General features: G+C 61.2%; 16 protein-coding genes. 9 read left to right on the top strand and 7 right to left on the bottom strand.

Features of this window, described 5'->3' with window-relative positions:
• On the top strand, positions 1 to 609 hold a 609-nt coding region (locus EPO09_RS14135), incomplete at its 5' end, for a hypothetical protein (RefSeq protein WP_290643962.1).
• A 7-nt stretch (positions 610 to 616) separates the two neighbouring features.
• A complete protein-coding gene (locus EPO09_RS14130; RefSeq protein WP_290643961.1) occupies positions 617 to 1,153 on the top strand; it encodes a shikimate kinase in 537 nt (178 codons plus the stop codon).
• Positions 1,154 to 1,241: 88 nt separating this feature from the next.
• On the opposite strand, the gene galU is transcribed toward EPO09_RS14130, so the two are convergent.
• Together galU and EPO09_RS14120 are read right to left on the bottom strand one after the other, a co-directional pair.
• Positions 1,242 to 2,111, bottom strand: coding sequence for a UTP--glucose-1-phosphate uridylyltransferase GalU (gene galU / locus EPO09_RS14125; protein WP_290643960.1), 870 nt, complete (start codon positions 2,109 to 2,111; stop codon positions 1,242 to 1,244).
• 108 nt (positions 2,112 to 2,219) lie between these two features.
• Positions 2,220 to 5,063, bottom strand: coding sequence for a valine--tRNA ligase (locus EPO09_RS14120; RefSeq protein ID WP_290643959.1), 2,844 nt, complete (start codon positions 5,061 to 5,063; stop codon positions 2,220 to 2,222).
• A 287-nt stretch (positions 5,064 to 5,350) separates the two neighbouring features.
• Here EPO09_RS14120 and EPO09_RS14115 point away from each other — a divergent pair, with 287 nt between their 5' ends.
• From EPO09_RS14115 to EPO09_RS14090, 6 genes are all read left to right on the top strand, one after another.
• Complete coding sequence (locus tag EPO09_RS14115) at positions 5,351 to 5,797, top strand: universal stress protein (RefSeq protein ID WP_290643958.1); 447 nt, start codon at positions 5,351 to 5,353, stop codon at positions 5,795 to 5,797.
• A 27-nt stretch (positions 5,798 to 5,824) separates the two neighbouring features.
• Positions 5,825 to 6,136 carry a DUF883 family protein gene (locus EPO09_RS14110; RefSeq protein ID WP_290643957.1) on the top strand — a complete coding sequence of 104 codons (312 nt, stop codon included), beginning with the start codon at positions 5,825 to 5,827 and terminating at the stop codon, positions 6,134 to 6,136.
• Complete coding sequence (locus tag EPO09_RS14105; RefSeq protein ID WP_290643956.1) at positions 6,137 to 6,604, top strand: phage holin family protein; 468 nt, start codon at positions 6,137 to 6,139, stop codon at positions 6,602 to 6,604.
• Between the two features lie 5 nt (positions 6,605 to 6,609).
• A complete protein-coding gene (locus EPO09_RS14100) occupies positions 6,610 to 6,987 on the top strand; it encodes a YqjK family protein (RefSeq protein ID WP_290643955.1) in 378 nt (125 codons plus the stop codon).
• A 5-nt stretch (positions 6,988 to 6,992) separates the two neighbouring features.
• A complete protein-coding gene (locus EPO09_RS14095; RefSeq protein ID WP_290643954.1) occupies positions 6,993 to 8,351 on the top strand; it encodes an MBL fold metallo-hydrolase RNA specificity domain-containing protein in 1,359 nt (452 codons plus the stop codon).
• A 168-nt stretch (positions 8,352 to 8,519) separates the two neighbouring features.
• Complete coding sequence (locus tag EPO09_RS14090) at positions 8,520 to 9,689, top strand: nitronate monooxygenase family protein (RefSeq protein ID WP_290643963.1); 1,170 nt, start codon at positions 8,520 to 8,522, stop codon at positions 9,687 to 9,689.
• 35 nt (positions 9,690 to 9,724) lie between these two features.
• On the opposite strand, the gene EPO09_RS14085 is transcribed toward EPO09_RS14090, so the two are convergent.
• Together EPO09_RS14085 and EPO09_RS14080 are read right to left on the bottom strand one after the other, a co-directional pair.
• Entirely contained in the window at positions 9,725 to 10,786 is a 1,062-nt protein-coding gene (locus tag EPO09_RS14085) for a M48 family metallopeptidase (protein WP_290643953.1), read from the bottom strand.
• 2 nt (positions 10,787 to 10,788) lie between these two features.
• Positions 10,789 to 12,033, bottom strand: a complete 1,245-nt coding sequence (locus tag EPO09_RS14080) for a YjgN family protein (RefSeq protein WP_290643952.1) — start codon at positions 12,031 to 12,033, stop codon at positions 10,789 to 10,791.
• A gap of 84 nt (positions 12,034 to 12,117) precedes the next feature.
• Between EPO09_RS14080 and EPO09_RS14075 the strand changes: the two genes are divergently transcribed.
• Complete coding sequence (locus EPO09_RS14075; protein WP_290643951.1) at positions 12,118 to 14,604, top strand: UvrD-helicase domain-containing protein; 2,487 nt, start codon at positions 12,118 to 12,120, stop codon at positions 14,602 to 14,604.
• Positions 14,605 to 14,655: 51 nt separating this feature from the next.
• On the opposite strand, the gene EPO09_RS14070 is transcribed toward EPO09_RS14075, so the two are convergent.
• From EPO09_RS14070 to EPO09_RS14060, 3 genes are all read right to left on the bottom strand, one after another.
• On the bottom strand, positions 14,656 to 15,762 hold the full coding sequence (locus tag EPO09_RS14070) for a cytochrome D1 domain-containing protein (protein WP_290643950.1): 1,107 nt from the start codon (positions 15,760 to 15,762) through the stop codon (positions 14,656 to 14,658).
• A 69-nt stretch (positions 15,763 to 15,831) separates the two neighbouring features.
• Positions 15,832 to 16,932: a YncE family protein gene (locus tag EPO09_RS14065; protein ID WP_290643949.1), complete on the bottom strand. Its 1,101-nt coding sequence runs from the start codon at positions 16,930 to 16,932 to the stop codon at positions 15,832 to 15,834.
• A gap of 18 nt (positions 16,933 to 16,950) precedes the next feature.
• Positions 16,951 to 18,041, bottom strand: a 1,091-nt coding sequence (locus EPO09_RS14060) for a lipoxygenase family protein (protein ID WP_290643948.1), incomplete at its 5' end; no start/stop codon positions are given.

The following is an 18,041-nucleotide window of genomic DNA, read 5'->3' as shown; positions in this document are numbered from 1 at the left end:
GGCAATGGAACGTTCGACGTTGGAACGGAGACTGTCTATGACGACGTTCCTGTTGGTGTCTGCAATGATAAGAATGAAAACGGTGTATGTGATTTGAATTCTGGCGAGTTCATTGTTGGTGTGAGTACCAATCCTGATGCCGGCAACGGTGCGTGGGATAACGCTGGTACGGCATATGCAAGATTGAATCGATTGCTTTTCTTCTCCAGGACAGATCTGTCGCCCCGTGTTTACAAAGTTTCGGCCGGAGCTTGTACTAGCACGTTGGTTGACAACGCATACATGACCGTGACGATGGGGGGCGCTACACGTGCCTTTTTGCAGTTCTGCGTGAGAGACGGGAATGTTAATGCTGACTCGTCGGGGGGCAATCCCTTGATGTCAGGAAGCACAATTACCGCGACGACGACCAGCAGTACCTTTTCTGCAGCAGTCGATAACTCGCCTATTCCTGCTGTTGTTGGGGGGCCCACAATGCATACGATGCTCATTCAGAATACAAGCACAGCGACTCCTCCAGTAGCCATCACGGCAGGAAAGGCTGATATTAAGTTCACAATGGGTGGCAGCATCATCACCTTGCCGAACGCTGTTACGGTCAATCCTTGAGTCCGCTATGGTGATTTCTCTGGTGGGCCTGCCCGGTGGCGGCAAGTCCACCGTCGGCAGGCAACTTGCCAAACGCATCGGGGCCCGATTTCTCGACTCCGACGCGGTGCTTGAAGAGCGGATCGGCATGCCGATTCGCCAGTACTTTGAGCAGTTCGGTGAGGCCGCTTTTCGTGATCATGAAGAGGCTGTGATTGACGAGATCACGAGCCATACTCCTGATGTTTCGCTGGTCCTGGCGACAGGCGGTGGCGCTCTGCTTCGGCCCATGAATCGCGAGAGACTCAAGGCGCGCACAACAGTGGTGTATTTGCGCTCAACACCAGATGAGCTCTATCGTCGTCTCAAGCACGATACACAGCGCCCCTTGTTGCAGGTCGCCGATCCGCTGGCCAAGCTGCGTGAGTTGTATGAGCAGCGGCATCCTTTGTACGAGCAGACCGCACATTACTGTGTCGATACAGGCAGGCCTTCGGTGGCCACGCTGGTCAACATGATCATGATGCAGCTCGAAGTGGCCGGTGTGCTCAAGCCAGGGGCATGAAGCTGATGAGTCAGCAATAAAAAAAGGACCTTGAGCAAGGTCCTTTTTTGTTGGTGTGGACGTGTGCGTCCAAAATCTGCACGGCGCCTCAGTCCAGCTTCAATTGTTGGAGGTAGTTGCGGAACCATGTTCCGACTTGTGCGTGTTGAAGTGCGAGTTCGACATTGGCCTCCAGGAAACCTTCCTTGCTACCGCAGTCGTAACGCTTGCCTTCGTATTGATAGGCGTAAACCTTTTCAAGACTCAGCAAGCCGGCGATGCCGTCTGTCAGTTGAATCTCGTTGCCCACGCCGCGTGGTTGTGAGCGGATTTGTTCGAACACAGCAGGTGTCAGGATGTAGCGACCAGCTACACCCAGGCGTGAGGGTGCATTTTCCGGTGCAGGCTTTTCAACGATCTTGGAAATGGCCATCACGCGCTCGGAGACGGGCGTGCCGGCCACGATGCCGTAGCGCTTGGTGTGCTCGGCAGGCACTTCCTGTACGGCCAGGATGGAGCCTTGCAGTTCATTGAACTGATCGACCATCTGTTTGAGGATGGGGGTCTGGCCTACCATCAGGTCATCAGCCAGCAGCACGGCAAAGGGCTCGCCACGCACCAGGCGTTCACCGCACAGCACGGCGTGGCCCAGCCCCAGGCTCTTGGGCTGGCGCACGAACACGCATTCCATGTCGTTGGGCTTGATGGACTGCACTGTTTTGAGCAGGTCCAGCTTGCCGGCGTGTTCCAGTTCGTATTCAAGCTCGAAGGCGGTATCGAAGTGGTCTTCAATGGGACGCTTGTGGCGACCGGTCACGAAAATCATCTCGCGGATGCCCGCATCGTAGGCTTCTTCAACGGCGTACTGGATGAGCGGCTTGTCCACCACGGGCAGCATTTCCTTGGGTTGAGCCTTGGTGGCTGGCAGGAAACGGGTACCGAGGCCGGCAACAGGGAAGATGGCCTTTGTGATGCTCATGAAACTACTCCAGAGAGACTGGCCGGGATTGTGTCACCGGCATGGTCACCTTGTGTAACGAATCGTCCCCCTGTTTTCCAGGGGGACGCCTCAATCGTGGGGGAGGGTTCAACCCAGTCGTTGGAGCTGGCTTTGCAGGCGCTCGAGCGTGGCTGTGAAATCCGTCACGCGTTGCTTCTCCTGCTCGACCACGGCGGCTGGCGCGCGCGCCACAAAGCTTTCGTTGCCCAGCTTGGCTTGTGCTTTGGTGATCTCGCCTTCCAGTCGGGCGATTTCTTTGGACAGGCGAGCCTTTTCCGCTTCGACGTCGATTTCAACGTGCAGAGCCAAGCGAGCTTCGCCTTGCACAGCTACCGGTGCCATGGACGTGGCCGCAGCGAAGGCGGTTTCGTCCAGGATCTTCACTTCGCTGAGTTTGCCCAGGGCCTTGAGGATGGGCGCTGCCTGCGTGATGAACGCGGTGTCACCCGTGGTCAGCATGGGCACGCGTTCGGCGGGCGACAGGTTCATCTCGCCGCGCAGGTTGCGGGCCGTTCCGACCAAGGCCTTGAGCTTGCCAACCCAGGCGTCGGATTCGGTGCACACGCGGCTCAGGTCTGGCACGGGGTAGGGGGCCAGCACGATGCTGTCGTCTGAACCGGCTTGCTTGCGGCCAGCCACAGGGGCCACCACCTGCCACAGCTCTTCTGTGATGAAGGGCGTAATGGGGTGCAGCAGGCGCAGCACGGTTTCGAGCACGCGGATCAGCGTGCGGCGGGTGCCACGTTGCTGCGCTTCGTTGCCGCTGTCCTTGGCCACATTGAGCTGGGTCTTGGCGATTTCGATGTACCAGTCGCAGTACTCATCCCAGACGAACTGGTAGATCGCGTTGGCCACGTTGTCGAGGCGGAACTCCTTGAAGCCTTGCTCGACGGCCGCTTCCACGCGTTGCAGCTCGCTGACGATCCAGCGATCGGCGGGGCTGAAGTCCAGATAGCCATTGGCCGCACACTGGCCGGGCTCGTGCTTGACGATGCCGCAGTCCTGGCCTTCGCAGTTCATCAGCACGAACTTGGTGGCGTTCCAGAGCTTGTTGCAGAAGTTGCGGTAGCCCTCGCAGCGCTTGCTGTCGAAGTTGATGCTGCGGCCCAGGCTGGCCAATGCGGCAAAGGTGAAGCGCAGGGCATCGGCGCCATAGCCAGGGATGCCATCCGGGAACTCCTTCTCGGTGTTCTTGCGGACCTTCGGCGCGGTCTCAGGCTTGCGCAGGCCGGTGGTGCGCTTGTCAAGCAGCGGGGCCAGTTCGATCCCGTCAATCAGGTCAACCGGGTCCAGCACATTGCCTTCGGACTTGGACATCTTCTGGCCCTGCGCATCGCGCACCAGGCCGTGGATGTACACGTGCTTGAACGGCACCTTGCCGGTGAAGTGCTTGGTCATCATGATCATCCGGGCGACCCAGAAGAAGATGATGTCGTAGCCGGTGACCAGCACTGACGAAGGCAGGAACAGGTCCATCTCCTTGGTCTGCTCGGGCCAGCCCAGGGTGGAGAAGGGCACCAGGGCCGATGAGTACCAGGTGTCCAGCACGTCTTCGTCGCGGGTCAGCGTGCCTTCGTAGCCAGCGGCCTTGGCGCGCACATGGGCTTCTTCTTCCGTGCGGGCCACGAAGATTTCGCCGTTGCTGCCATACCAGGCCGGGATCTGATGGCCCCACCACAGTTGGCGCGAGATACACCAGTCCTGGATGTTCTTCATCCACTGGTTGTAGGTGTTGACCCAGTTCTCGGGCACGAACTTGACTTCGCCGGATTCGACGGCTTCGATGGCCTGCTCGGCAATTGACTTGCCTTGCGCGCCGGGCTTGGTCATGGCCACGAACCATTGGTCCGTCAGCATGGGCTCGATGATCTGGCCGGTACGCGCGCAGCGCGGCACCATCAGCTTGTGCTTCTTGACCTCGACCAGCAGGCCGTCAAGCTCGAGTTGGGCGACCAAGGCCTTGCGGGCCACGAAACGATCCAGGCCACGGTAGGCCTCGGGGATCTCTTCCAGGTGCGACACCACTTGCGCGTCTAGCGTGAAGATGGTGATCATCGGCAGGCTGTGGCGCTGACCGACCTGGTAGTCGTTTGTGTCATGGGCCGGGGTGACCTTGACGACGCCGGTGCCGAATTCCTTGTCCACGTGTTCATCAGCGATCACAGGCACGAGACGGCCAGTGATGGGCAGCTTGACCAGTTTGCCGATCAGGTGGGTGTAGCGCTCGTCTTCCGGATGGACCATGACGGCGGTATCGCCCAGCATGGTTTCAGGGCGGGTGGTGGCCACGACCAGGGTCTCATCGCTGCCATCAATCGGATAGCGGATGTGCCACATCGAGCCGTCTTCTTCCTCGCTCTCGACTTCGAGGTCAGACACTGCGGATTTGAGGATTGGGTCCCAGCTCACCAGGCGCTTGCCACGGTAGATCAGGCCTTCTTCGTACAGCTTGACGAAGGTGTCGCTCACGACCTTGGACAGCTTGTCGTCCATGGTGAAGTACTCGTGCTCCCACGAGACCGAGTCACCCATGCGGCGCATTTGCTGTGTGATGGTGGAGCCAGATTGCTCCTTCCACTCCCAGATCTTGGCGACGAAGTTCTTGCGGCCCAGGTCGTGGCGGTTCTGTCCTTTTTCCTGCAGCTGGCGCTCCACCACGATCTGGGTGGCAATGCCGGCGTGGTCGGTGCCAGGTACCCACAGGGTGTTGTGGCCCAGCATGCGGTGGTAGCGCGTCAACGAGTCCATGATGGTCTGGTTGAAGGCGTGGCCCATGTGCAGCGTGCCCGTCACATTGGGCGGCGGCAACTGGACGCAGAAGGACGGCTTGGTGGCGTCCAGGGTGGGCTTGTACAGACCGCGTTGCTCCCACTGGGGGCCGTATTTGGCTTCAATCGGGGCGGGGTCGAAGGATTTGGCGAGTTCGGTCATGGTATTGGGAGGCTGGTCTGCGCCCGAAGCGGGCGCTTTCTCTGGGCCAAACCGCGATTTTAGGTCGGCTCTGGCTTCTGGCGAACGATTTGAGGGTGGTTTGAGCAAGTTCCGTTTTGGCTCACGCGGCAAGGGCCGTCAGATGGCTTTCATGCGGTGGATCAAAAACCCTCTGTTTTGATGTCGCAGTGTGGTCTTAGGTGTTGGCGTTGCCACATTCGCGATCTAGGATGAGACAAGGTCAGTCAATTGACTGAAATGGGAATCCAAGGCGTTAGGAGGCTTTCATGTACGAACATTTGTTGGTGCCCGTGGACGGCAGCGAGTTGTCGAACAAGGCGATCGAGCACAGCATTGGCCTGGCCAAGATGCTGGGGGCCGCGATCACGGGTTTCACGGCAGAACCTCCTCTGCCGGTGCTGGTGGTGGAGCAGGCCGCCGTGGCGTATGACGTGGCCACGTTTCAGGAGCATGAAAAGCGCTGTGAAGCGCATGCCCGTGACATTCTGGAAGCGTTTGCGGCCAAGGCTAAGGAGGCGGGTGTCCACTTCGATGGTCAGTTCATGATCACCGACAACGTGCAGCAGGGCATCGTGGACACGGCCCAGCGCCAGGGCTGCGATCTGATCGTGATGGCCACGCATGGCCGCCATGGGCTGGACGCCCTGATCCATGGCTCACTGGCCAAGAGCGTGCTGGCGCACAGCCAGTTGCCACTGCTGATCCTGCATTGATTTCATTGCCTAAAAAGGAGCGCAATCATGAGTGACCTGACTAATGCACAAAAAGACAAGCTGATGGCCGACCTGCAATTGGTCCTCGCCGATGCGGAGGCCTTGCTGGCCGCCACGGCGGGGGATGCTGGCGCGGGTGTGGCCGAGTTGCGCCACCGCGTGCAAGCCACCTTGTCCAGCGCCAAGACCGGCCTGATCGAAGCGCAGGCCGCTGTGGTGGACAAGGCCAAGGCCGCCGCCAAGGTGACGGACGAGTACGTTCATGAGAACCCCTGGAAGTCCATCAGCATTGCGGCAGGGGCCGGTTTGCTGATTGGCCTCTTGCTCGGGCGTCGATGAATGAGTGAGTCGCAGCAGGGCCATGCCGGTGGTGGAGCCGCCACGAGTGGGGTTGAGGCCGTGGCAGGCGCGCGCGGACGGTTGATGTCGTCCGTGCAAGGGCTGGCCGCGACCATGATGGCCATCCTGCAGACCCGCTTGGCCTTGCTGGCCACCGAGGTCGAGGAGGAGAAGCAGCGCCTGCTGGGCGTGCTGGCCTGGGGGGCGATTGCCATCCTGATGGGGGCTGTGGCCAGCGTTTTCCTGGCTGGTTTCATCACGGTCCTGTTCTGGGACAGCCATCCGCTTCTGGTGCTGGGTGGCTTGACGGCCGCGTTTGCACTGGCATGTGCCTGGGCGGTTAACCGCGTCAAGGCGATCACTGCATCGCCGGAGGGCATGTTGGCCGCCTCCTTGGCCGAGTTGCAGGCCGATCACGAGGCCTTGCTGGCTGCAGCCAAGGGTGCGCAGCCCACAGACAAGGAGTGATGCGTATGCCCTCGGCTCGTATGGCTGAACTGGCGCTGAGAAAGCGCATGCTGCAACAGCGCAGCGCCGTGTTGCGACATGCTTTCGCCATCCAGGTCAACGCCAAGGTGGCGCCGGTGGCGGGCATGGCGGACCGCGCCTTGTCCACCGGGCGTTGGTTGAGCAAGCACCCGTACTGGCTGGTCGCGGGTGCCATGGCCCTGGCCGTCTGGCAGCCGAAAGGTGTGGCCCGATTGGCCGGGCGCGGTTTGTCGCTGTGGCAAGGGTGGCAGCGCCTGCGGCCAGTGATGATGCCCTTGTTATTGCAATTCGCACAGGCTCGCCAGTCTGCATCGCCTCAGGCTGACAACAAGGCGTCGGCTGTGACGCCCACAAAGGAATGACATCCATGCGCATGACGTTTTATGGCGCGACCGCCACGGTGACGGGTTCCAAGACACTGGTGGAAGTTGGCGGACTGAAGCTGCTGGTGGACTGCGGCATGTTCCAGGGCTTCAAGACCTTGCGGGAGCGCAATTGGGCGCCTTTGCCCTTTGATCCCGCGAGCCTGGACGCCGTCTTGCTGACCCATGCACACATCGATCACAGTGGCACCCTGCCCCTGCTGACGCGCCAGGGTTTCAAAGGCCCCATCTGGACCACCTCTGGCACGGCGGATCTGTGCGAGGTCTTGCTGCAGGACACGGCGCATCTTCAGGAAGAAGAGGCCTACTACCGCAATCGTCATGGCAAGACCCGCCACGAGCCCGCCGAGCCGCTCTACACCGTCAAGGACGTGAAGGCCTGCCTGAAGCATTTCCACCGCGTCGCGACCGATGGCGCGATCGAGTTGGGGCAGGGCGTGCGTGTGCGCTTCTCGCCGGCGGGGCATATTCTGGGCGCGGCCAGCATCGCGATCGAGTACCAAGGCAAGACGGCGCTGTTCTCGGGCGACCTGGGCCGTGAGGACGATCTGGTGATGCAGCCGCCGCAAACTGGTCAACAGGCCGATTGGGTGGTGATCGAATCCACTTACGGTGATCGCCTGCATCCAGCCATGGACCCCATCGAGAAGCTGGGCGATGTGGTGCGGCGAACGGCAGCACGCGGCGGCGTGGTCATCATCCCCGCTTTCGCCGTGGGGCGCACGCAAGGCTTGCTGTATGCGCTTTATCGCCTGAAGGAAGCGGGGGCGATCCCCAACCTGCCTGTGGTGCTGGACAGCCCGATGGGCATCTCGGCCACGGGCTTGTACGAACGGCATCACAACGAACATCGCCTGAGCACCGAGGAGTGCGAAGGCATCCGCCACATGACCCGTTTCGTGCGCGATGTGGAAGAGTCCAAAGCCTTGCTGAGTCAACGCTATCCCATGGTCATCATCGCGGGCAGCGGCATGGTCACAGGCGGGCGTGTGCTGCATCACATCGAGCATTACGGGCCGCATTCGCGCAACGCGATTGTGCTCAGCGGCTTCCAGGCCGGCGGTACGCGCGGCGCATCGTTGGCTGCGGGGGCATCGTCCATCAAGCTGTTTGGCGAGTACGTGCCGATCCGGGCTGAAGTGGCGCAGATCGAGGGCCTGTCAGCCCATGCTGATCAGGCCGGTTTGCTGAACTGGTTGAAGGGGCTGGCAAAACAGCCCGAGCACGTGTTCATCAACCATGGCGAGCCCCAGGCCGCAGACACCTTGCGGCTTCGCATCAACGAACAGCTGGGCTGGCAGGCCAGTGTCCCCGATTACAAGGATTCGGTGGATCTGACTTGACCTGACGCAAAGCCATGGGCGCGTGAGCCCGTTACCTTCTGGGCCATTCCATTTTGAACGATGCCCATGATGCAAGAGACACCCGATCACGCTGCCGCGCCTTCCGCATCTTCCGCGCACATTGACACGGCACTGGCCAGCAAGCTGGGCGACAGCGGGCTCAAGAGCATGAAGCTGGGCGGCAGGGATCTCTTGCCCATCGTGCAAGGTGGCATGGGCATTGGCGTGTCGGCACACCGCCTGGCGGGCAGCGTGGCGGCCATGGGTGGCATGGGCACGATCTCCTGCGTAGACATCCGTCGCCATCATCCCGATCTGATGGAACGTACCCAGGGCTGGTCATCGCGCGTCGGGCAAGACGCCGCCACGCGCGAAGCCATCAACCAAGCGAATCTGGAAGCCGTTGAGCGCGAGGTCAAGGCGGCACGTCAGTTGTCCGAAGGGCGCGGCTTGTTGGCCATGAACGTGATGCGCGCCGTGAGCGATTACGCCGGCTACGTGAAGCGCTCGCTGGAAGCCGGCATTGATGCCGTGGTGGTGGGGGCCGGCTTGCCACTGGATCTGCCCGATCTGGCGCAGGATCATCCCAAGGCCCTGTTGATTCCGATCCTGTCGGATTCACGCGGCGTGCAGTTGATCATCAAGAAGTGGGAGCGCAAGAAGCGCTTGCCGGATGCCATCGTGATCGAGCATCCTCGCCTGGCTGGCGGCCACCTGGGCGCAGCCAGGATCGCCGATCTGAACGACCCACGCTTTGAGTTCGAGCGTGTGATCCCGGAGGTGCTGGCCTTCATGCGTTCAGCGGGTATTGAAAAAGAGATTCCCTTGATTGCCGCAGGCGGCATTCGCACGCGTGAAGATATCCAGCGTGTGCAGGATCTGGGCGCGGCAGGCGTGCAACTGGGCACCCCCTTTGCTGTGACGGCGGAGGGCGATGCGCACCCGGAATTCAAGCGCGTGCTGGCCGAGGCACGCGATGAAGACATGGTTGAGTTCACCAGCGTGGCAGGCTTGCCGGCCCGTGCTGTGGCCACACCTTGGTTGAAGGCCTACTTGAAGATCGAGTCCAAACTGCAGGCGGTCAGCCATGCCAAGAAGCGCTGTACCAAGGCGTTTGACTGCCTGGCTCAGTGTGGTTTGCGCGATGGCTTGCCGGGTTGGGGCCAGTTCTGCATCGACAACCAATTGGCCGCCGCCATGCGGGGCGATATCAAGAAGGGCTTGTTCTTCCGTGGCACGGGGGAGTTGCCGTTTGGCAGCCAGATTCGCAGCGTGCGTGAACTGATGGAGCGCTTGCTGACCCGAGAAGAAGCAATGGCGTTGGCTGCTGCTGCGTGAGCGAGCCTGTGTGCTTGAGGTTGCGTCCGTGGCTTTTACGGGGCGGCAGGATCATCCAGATCTGCGGCTTTGAAGCGGGCGATTCGCTCGGCATCAGCAGGATGGCTGCTGAACGCGATGCCCAGATCCTGACCTGAGGGGTGTTTGGCCTTCAGTCGTTGAAAGAACACGACCATCACGGATGGCTTGATGTGGTTGCGATGCATGAACGCGATGGCCACATCATCGGCCTCACGCTCCAGATTGCGTGAGTAGGCCAGATGGCCCAGCAGTGCCGGTGCGCCAGCCAGCCACGTGCTGAAGTCGCCAAAGGCAGCGCTGCTGATCACGCCCAGCAGCCCGGTCTGGATGAGTGTGCGAAGGCCATGGCGCAGTTGGACGTGCCCCAACTCGTGCCCCAGAATGCCAAGGATCACGTCCTCACGGTCTTGTAGCAGCGCGATGAGTTCATCTGTGACCACGATGCTGCCATCAGGCAGGGCAAAGGCATTGGGGCCGATGGTCGCATGGCGAAAATGCAGACGAATGCCCGCTTGCGAGGGCGTCACGGCCACGGTCTGGCGAGGAGAACCTTGTTGCGCGGCAAGGTCGAACTTCTGCCGCCAGTGTGCTTGCACGGGTTCGCCAAGCTGGCTTGGGTGCAGCCACTGCTCGTCCATGGCTTGCAGCGTGCGCTGGCCGATCTCCTGATCGACCGCAGCCGGAATCAGTGGCGTCAGGGCACGAGCCGCCATGGGTAGCCCCCACCAGTAACCCAGCACAGCAACCAGCAGGAGCACGCCCGTGGCCAAGGCCGTCCAGCGCCAGCTTTGCTGTGCACGCACGACCATCGTCTCACCCAGGTGATGGGCCTTCAGCCAGTCATCCCAGTGGCCGTTATCGAGCGACTGGATCGAGCCTCCATCCATGAAGTGGGCGTTGCGGATGCCGTGTCGCGTGCGTTCGGACCACTGCACCTTGTTGATGGCAATCTGCCTGAACAGGTCGGGGCCGGTGAGTTGCAGCATGTCCTGATGAAGGCGCATGCTGACCCGGTGCGCGCGTGCTGACAGGCCGTCGAAGTAGTCCACCAGAAGTGGCATGTCAGTGGCTGACATGATCACAAACCCACGTCAATGCCGATCAGGTCTGCGGCCAGGTCACCGCTTGCGTCCGATGTGGTCTGGTTGGCTTGTGCCAGCAGCAGGTCAGGATCCTGACGCGTGTGAATCACGATGGCCTGCAATCTGGCACGGGCCAGCGCGATGGCGGCAAAGGGCCAGTACAGCCCCAGCGTCAACGCCACCAGCAGCCAGTTTTTCAGCGCCAGCCACGCCAGCTCGCCCCAGCCCAGATGGCTCTTGAAGCGGACCAGCCGATTGCCTGTTTGCGTCCAGACCAGGTTCTGCATGCGTGAGCTGAAATACGGGCCTTGAATGACCTGCGTGATCAGGATGTAGGCGATGACCATGGCTGGTACGAGCAAGCCACTCCATGACATCAGCTGGCGCATGTCGGGTTTCGACGAGAGGACCTGGTTCATGCCGACAGCAGCGAAGAGCAGCCCACACAAAATGACCATGCCAGTGACAGCGACAACGGAGAGCAGGCCTGTTTTCAGGAAGATGCGCAGCATGTCGCCGAAGGTGGCTTTGAAGCTGGTCTGCAACTGACCCAACGCGTAGTGCTGGTGCTGGTATCGCTTGATGCGCCAAAGCATGTAGGGGCCCAGGCACACCATGCCCCCGATCGCGATGAGTGCGACGAAGATCCCGGACAAAGCGCGCGGCAGCATGGCGGCCACGATCACGCTGAGCAGTACCACGCCCAGGCTGACCAGGATCGGTTTGAGGAACACCATGTAGGCGTCTTTGAGCGAACCCGTGAAGTGAAAGCGCAGCCCTCTCCAACTCGTTTGGGCAAGGCGGAACTGAAGGGATGCACGCATCAGGGCTGGCCAGATGGCGGCCAGGATCAGGCCAGCTACTGCGCCTGCAGTGGGCGAGACCCGACCCGCCACGCCATACGTCAACATCAGCAGGCTGACCAGCAAGAAACCTCTCAGCATCTTCTTGGGCTCGCCATGGAAAGCCAGAGTGTGGCCGATCACGACCGTGTTGCCGTAAAAATACTGAAGCTTGCGAACCTTGGCCCACGGGTAGTAGAGGCCCAGCGTCACCAGCGTCAGCAGGAGGTTCACGATCCAGATGCGGAAGTATTCGCTGCCCGAGCCTGTGAATCGGATGGTGTGCAGGCTGACGGGGTGGGGGCCGAGCGGCACGGGCGAATCGCCTGCGTTGCGGGTAATCAATGGCGAGGCTGTCAGGCCCCCTGCTCGCGGGGCTGACGGACTGTTCTGAAACATGTTTTTCCCTGTTTTTATGATCGGCGGCCCGCCCTTTGAGGGGGATCGGGCTCGCATTGGATCAAGCGCGCCTACAATTTTTGGATGAATGAGCGCACTGACACCACTGAATTGTTCCCTGAACCACCCCCTGCGGGCAACTCCCCCATGCTGGTGGGCCTCAATCCGGAGCAATTGGCGGCGGTGACGGCGCCGCCAGGGCCGGCGTTGATCCTGGCTGGCGCTGGCTCTGGTAAAACACGCGTGCTGACCACCCGGATCGCCTGGTTGTTGCAGACCGGGCAGGTGTCGCCTGCCGGCATCATGGCCGTGACGTTCACGAACAAGGCCGCCAAGGAAATGCAGGCGCGTTTGTCGGCCATGCTGCCGTTGAATACCCGGGCCATGTGGATTGGTACCTTCCACGGCCTGTGCAACCGCTTTTTGCGGGCGCATGCCAAGGTGGCCGGGTTGCCGCAGGCTTTCCAGATTCTGGATACGCAAGATCAGTTGTCGGCCGTCAAACGCATCATCAAGGCGCTGAAGTTCGACGAAGAAAAGTGCATTCCCAAGCAAACGAGCTACTTCATCGCCAATGCCAAGGACGGTGGTTTGCGCCCGCGCGATATCCAGCCGCGTGATGAACTTGGCCGCATGCAACTGGCCGTTTATCAGGCCTATGAAGACCAGTGCCAGCGTGAAGGCGTGGTGGATTTCGCCGAGCTGATGCTGCGCACCTACGAGATCATGCGTGACCATCCTGAGGTGCGCGAGCACTATCAGCGTCGCTTCAAGCACATCCTGGTCGACGAGTTCCAGGACACGAACAACCTGCAGTACCTGTGGCTGAAGATGTTCGCGGGCAACCCGGCTGTCACGGGCAATAGCGTGTTTGCCGTGGGTGATGACGACCAGAGCATCTATGCGTTCCGCGGTGCACAGGTCAGCAACATGTCTGACTTCGAGCGCGAGTTTCGCGTGCCACGCGTGATCAAGCTGGAGCAGAACTACCGCAGCTATGGGCACATCCTGGATGCAGCCAACACGCTGATCGCCCAGAACAGCAAGCGCCTGGGCAAGAACCTGCGCACGGATGCGGGCCAGGGCGAGCCCATCCGCATCTACGAGGCCAGCAGCGATTTTGCCGAGGCAGCCTGGGTGGTCGATGAAGCCCGGCAGTTCAAGCGTGAAGGGCAGCCCTTGCATGAAGTGGCCGTGCTGTATCGTAGCAATGCGCAATCACGGGTGATCGAATCGGCTTTGTTCAATGCGGGCGTGCCTTACAAGGTGTACGGCGGCTTGCGCTTCTTTGAGCGGGCCGAAGTCAAGCATGCGCTGGCCTATCTGCGCCTGATCGAGAACCCGAATGACGACACCAGCTTCCTGCGTGTGGTGAACTTCCCTGCGCGTGGCATTGGCGCACGCAGTGTGGAGTTGCTGCAGGATGCGGCCCGCTCGTCAGCACGAAGCTTGAGCCAGAGCGTGACGGCCGTGCCTGGCAAGACCGGCGCCAATCTGCAGGGCTTTGTGGCCTTGATCGACGCCATGCGTGACGCCACTCGTGGCCTGACGCTGCGCCAGATCATCGAGCATGTGGTCGAGGCATCTGGCCTGGCGGACTTCTATCGCAACGAGAAGGAAGGCCAGGAGCGGCTGGAGAACTTGGGCGAACTGGTCAACGCCGCCGAGGCCTTTGTGACGCAGGAGGGCTTTGGCAAGGATGCCGTGGCGCTGCCGGTGGACGAGCCCGCTGGCACCTTGACCGAAGGCCTGCCTGCAGCCGTGGCCCGTGTGGACACGCTGCCCGATGCTGAGACCGGTGAAATCATCTCGCCGCTGTTGGCCTTCCTCACACATGCATCGCTGGAAGCGGGCGACAATCAGGCGCAGGCTGGCCAGGATGCCGTGCAGTTGATGACCATCCACGCGGCCAAAGGCCTGGAGTTCAACAACGTGTTCCTGACAGGCCTGGAGGAGGGGCTGTTTCCGCACGAGAACTCGATGAATTCGACTGAGGGTCTGGAGGAGGAGCGTCGCCTGATGTACGTGGCCATCACACGGGCCCGTCAGCGCTTGCACATCTGCTTCAGCCAGACGCGCATGCTGCATGGCCAGACGCGCTACAACATCAAGAGCCGCTTCCTGGATGAGCTGCCGGAAGACGCCCTCAAGTGGCTCACACCGCGCAACCAGGGCTTCGGTTCGGGCTTTGCCAAGTCCTACAACGATGCATGGTCCAGCGGCAAGGGCATGGGCTCGATGGTGGGCGCGGGCGCTCAGCCTTATCGCGCGAACCAAGGCTCAGGCGGCTACGCCGGCGGCAGCCGAGGTGCTTATGGCGGCCAGCCTTACGGCGCCAAAAAGGAAGACGACTTCAAGGACCTGACCGCGCCCTTGCCCAGCAAGATGGCGCAAGCCAAGACGGAAGGCGGCTTCCGCGCGGGCCAGAGCGTGTTCCACAACAAGTTTGGCGAGGGCGTGGTGCTGACGGTGGAAGGCAGCGGGCCGGACGCCCGCGTGCAAGTCAACTTCGGTCGCCATGGAACGAAGTGGCTGATGCTCAGCGTGGCCAAGCTCACGCCGATCGAGTGATGAGTCAAGCCCCAGCAGGCGCTGCTGGGGTGCTTGATCACACGTACACGATCAGAAGTACACGCCAACCAGTGGGCCTGTCGGCGTCACCAGGGGCTGCCCCATCTGCAGACCTGAGCTGGTGTCGTAGGTCGTGACATTGCCAGGCAGGTTGGGCGGCAGGGCGTAGAAGATGTCAAACACCAATGCCCGGCCAATGAGGTTCAGGTTCTGGGTGAGTGGGCCCAGGTCGCTGAGGAAGCCGCGTTGGCCATCCGGGCTGAAGCCTACGTAGACCGGCAGGCGCTTGACGGGAATCACCTTCTCGATTTGATCGTGTTCAATGTCGATGACCGTCATGTTGTAGGCGTTGATGTTGCACACCCACAGTTGCTTGCCGTTGGGGGTGACCGTGCCGGAGATGGGGTAGGACAGCAAGCCCATATTGAGCCGCTTGGTGACCTTCCAGGCCTGTGTATCGATCACGGCGACATCGCCGCCGACGAAGTTCAGGCCATACAGCTTGCTGCCGTCGTGGCTCATATTGGACCAGGCGGGCAGCAGGCCCACGTACAGATAGGGCTTGACCTGTTTGCCGGTGGCCGTGCTGTAGGCACGTACCCCGCTGGGGTAGAACACATAGAAGGTCTGGTCGTCAGGGCTGATCTCCACGCCCTGAGGCAGGAGCGACATGGGGAAGGTCTTGACGATCGTGTCGGTCTGCGTGTCGATGACCTGCACGACGGACAGGTTGGTCGAGAAGAACAGATAGCGGCCGTCATGTGTCAAGGTGGTGGTGGCATAAGGCGCCCCCTTGGTCTGAATCCGCTTGATCACGCGGTTGCTGTTCGTGTCGATGACCGCGATCTCCATCTTGGCCAGACCGAAGTTGTCCACGTAGATCTTGGAGCGATCAGGCAGGGCTTTGAGCTGGATGGGGTGCTGGCCAACGTCGGGGATCTTCTGCAGGATGGTGTTGGTCTTGCTGTCCACCACGAGCACGGAGTTGTCGATGTCCGCGGGGATGTAGTTGATGCCGTCAAGCCGGCTGGCCTGCGCTTGTGCAGATGGCGAAGCCAGCAAGGCCATGCTCAGGCTGGCCAGCAGGCTCAGCGTCTTGTTGCGCCAGTGCCGGGTGCGATGCGCCATGCGCGAATGAGGAGCGAGGTGATTGTTCATGGATGTGAGGTGTTGATGTAGTTGGAAGGCCCTTTCGGGCCGGGTTGGTCGAACTGCTTGGCGGCTTCGTCAGATGCTGGGAAGCCAGACGCCGCAACTGGGGCCGCCTCGGGTCGGAATGGCCGGGCCGACTTGTCGGTCTGTCTGGGGATCGAAAACGATGACCTGGCCTGACCCGACGCCCACGGCCGGGCCGATGATGTTGAAGAACAGCAGCAGGTCACCCAATGCGCCTTGATAGCCGGTGGTGGTCGTGCCCAGGTCGCTGATGTAGCCGCGTGAGCCGTCACCGCTGAAGACGACGTTGATGGTTTGCCCCTTGGTCGGGATGGTGTTGATGACGGTGTCGGTCTGTGTGTCGATGACCAGCACGCCGGTGCTGCCCCAGCGCGTCACATAGAGCTTGCTGCCATCTGGTGACAAGGTCGAGGTGAAGGCGCCCGGGTTGGCGATGCTGAAGGTGCCGGCGTCATTGGTGTTGATGGTCTTGACCACGCGCCAACTGGTCACGTCGATCACACCGATCTTGCTGATGCTGTCTGTGTAGAGCTTGCTGCCATCCTTGGAGAAGCTGAACCAGAAAGTGCCGACGCCACCCACCCAGATGGGCTTGCGGATGGTCGCGCCTGTTTGCGGGTTGTAGACGCCCAGAAAGCCAGATGCGAAGCTCACATACAGATTGCCGTCAGGCCCACTCATGGCGCCGGCGGGGATGTCGGGGAAGTGCAGCTTGCGCACGATCTTGTCGGTGGCCACATCGATGACCTCGACGGTAAAGCCCACTTCAGGCACATAGATCTCACGGCCATCCATGGACGTGAAAATGCCCAGCGGCGTGCTGCCCACGATCATGGTTTTGACCGCATTGGTGCGCCGGTTGATCACCGAAACCGTGGCCGGGAACAAGCCGAAGTTATCGACATAAATCTTGCTGCCATCCAGCGTGGCGGCCAGCACGGCGGGGCGCTTGCCCGTTGGGCCTACCGGGATGCGCGAGGTGACTTGTTCGGTGGCCGTGTCGATGACCGCCACGCTGTTGCCGACGATCTCCGGCATGTAGAGCTGACCGGCTTGGCCGGCCTGCGATGCCATCGGCGCGACGGCGCCCAGTAGCGCCAACGTGGCGAGCCAGCGGCCCGCTCGTTGGCCGATTTTGAAAGACAGTGACATGAGTGATCCTTGTGTGTGTCAGATGTTGGTGCTGGTGGGGATGAGGCTGGGCAGCAGGTAGGGGTAGGGGTGGCTGCGTGTGGTGTTGCGCGCCTGAATCGTGGACTCGATCTGCGCCAGCGAAGCCTTGAAGCGTTGCAGCGCCGGTGCCACGCGGGGATCCGTCAGCACGGGCGCGTAGGGGAAGCGGTTGTGGCGATAGTCACCCAGCGGCCGGTAATGGACGCCACCGAGCACCTGCAGGAAGTTGTATTGCGCGAAGGTGACCAATGTGCCGGGCAACTGCCTGGACCAGTCAGCTTGCGTGGCGCCACTGGTTTGCGTGGGTGGTGGTGTACGGCTGACCGCTGCCGACAAGGGCGGGTAGGTCATCACCGATTGCTGCGGGAAGTTCACGGCGGCATGCTGTGCGCTGGCCGTGAAGATCACCATCGAGATCACGCTGTTCAACTGCGCCACGCTCGTGATGGGCTTGAAGCCCATGACCTGGCCCTTGTTGATCAGCTCTTGCGTCCAGGCTCGCAGCTCCTGATCGTTGATGACATCGTTGTCACTGCGGTAGTACAGGGCGATGTAGTCCTGCACCCACTGCGAGATGGCGTTCCAAAGCAGCAGGGCGTCATCGCGATAGGGGTATTCCGGCAAGCCTGCGCTGTCATCGACACCGCGTGCACGGAAGTCTTCGGCAGGCATGCCAGCGTAGAAGTCAAAAGCCCGGCGATCCTGCACGGCGCCACTCTGCATGGCCTTGAGCGGAGGGCCTTCAATGATGTCGCCAAACGTGCCGGGCGACAGGATGGTAATGGCCGCCAGGAGATTGATCCAGATGTCACCTTCAAAGTGCGGAACCAGCAGTACGTGCAGGGGATGGCTGGGGGCCAGGCAACGCTGCGTGGCCACGCTGAACGCCTCCGAGACAAGATGCGTGCGTCCCAGGTGTACGAACATCTCGTGGTAGTTGAAGTCCGCTGCCTGTACCACGTTCTTGGCCATCTGCCAGGACCAGAACGCGGCCGTGTTGCCCGGCGTGGGACGCAGAAACATGGGGTTGGTGCGCGCATCCTGGCCGCACTGAATGGCCACGGGCATCAAGGCTTGGCCGCCCTTGG

The organism is Aquabacterium sp. (genome assembly GCF_004297345.1).
Lineage (GTDB): Bacteria > Pseudomonadota > Gammaproteobacteria > Burkholderiales > Burkholderiaceae_C > Aquabacterium.
This window is presented reverse-complemented; position numbering and strand designations above follow the sequence as displayed.

What these genes read in the sequence shown, in the direction of transcription:
- EPO09_RS14130 (WP_290643961.1), top strand. Translation starts at nt 617, where the DNA reads ATGGTGATTTCTCTGGTGGGCCTGCCCGGTGGCGGCAAGTCCACCGTC.
- galU (WP_290643960.1), bottom strand. Translation starts at nt 2,111, where the DNA reads ATGAGCATCACAAAGGCCATCTTCCCTGTTGCCGGCCTCGGTACCCGT.
- EPO09_RS14120 (WP_290643959.1), bottom strand. Translation starts at nt 5,063, where the DNA reads ATGACCGAACTCGCCAAATCCTTCGACCCCGCCCCGATTGAAGCCAAA.
- EPO09_RS14115 (WP_290643958.1), top strand. Translation starts at nt 5,351, where the DNA reads ATGTACGAACATTTGTTGGTGCCCGTGGACGGCAGCGAGTTGTCGAAC.
- EPO09_RS14110 (WP_290643957.1), top strand. Translation starts at nt 5,825, where the DNA reads ATGAGTGACCTGACTAATGCACAAAAAGACAAGCTGATGGCCGACCTG.
- EPO09_RS14105 (WP_290643956.1), top strand. Translation starts at nt 6,137, where the DNA reads ATGAGTGAGTCGCAGCAGGGCCATGCCGGTGGTGGAGCCGCCACGAGT.
- EPO09_RS14100 (WP_290643955.1), top strand. Translation starts at nt 6,610, where the DNA reads ATGCCCTCGGCTCGTATGGCTGAACTGGCGCTGAGAAAGCGCATGCTG.
- EPO09_RS14095 (WP_290643954.1), top strand. Translation starts at nt 6,993, where the DNA reads ATGCGCATGACGTTTTATGGCGCGACCGCCACGGTGACGGGTTCCAAG.
- EPO09_RS14090 (WP_290643963.1), top strand. Translation starts at nt 8,520, where the DNA reads ATGAAGCTGGGCGGCAGGGATCTCTTGCCCATCGTGCAAGGTGGCATG.
- EPO09_RS14085 (WP_290643953.1), bottom strand. Translation starts at nt 10,786, where the DNA reads ATGTCAGCCACTGACATGCCACTTCTGGTGGACTACTTCGACGGCCTG.
- EPO09_RS14080 (WP_290643952.1), bottom strand. Translation starts at nt 12,033, where the DNA reads ATGTTTCAGAACAGTCCGTCAGCCCCGCGAGCAGGGGGCCTGACAGCC.
- EPO09_RS14075 (WP_290643951.1), top strand. Translation starts at nt 12,118, where the DNA reads ATGAATGAGCGCACTGACACCACTGAATTGTTCCCTGAACCACCCCCT.
- EPO09_RS14070 (WP_290643950.1), bottom strand. Translation starts at nt 15,762, where the DNA reads ATGAACAATCACCTCGCTCCTCATTCGCGCATGGCGCATCGCACCCGG.
- EPO09_RS14065 (WP_290643949.1), bottom strand. Translation starts at nt 16,932, where the DNA reads ATGTCACTGTCTTTCAAAATCGGCCAACGAGCGGGCCGCTGGCTCGCC.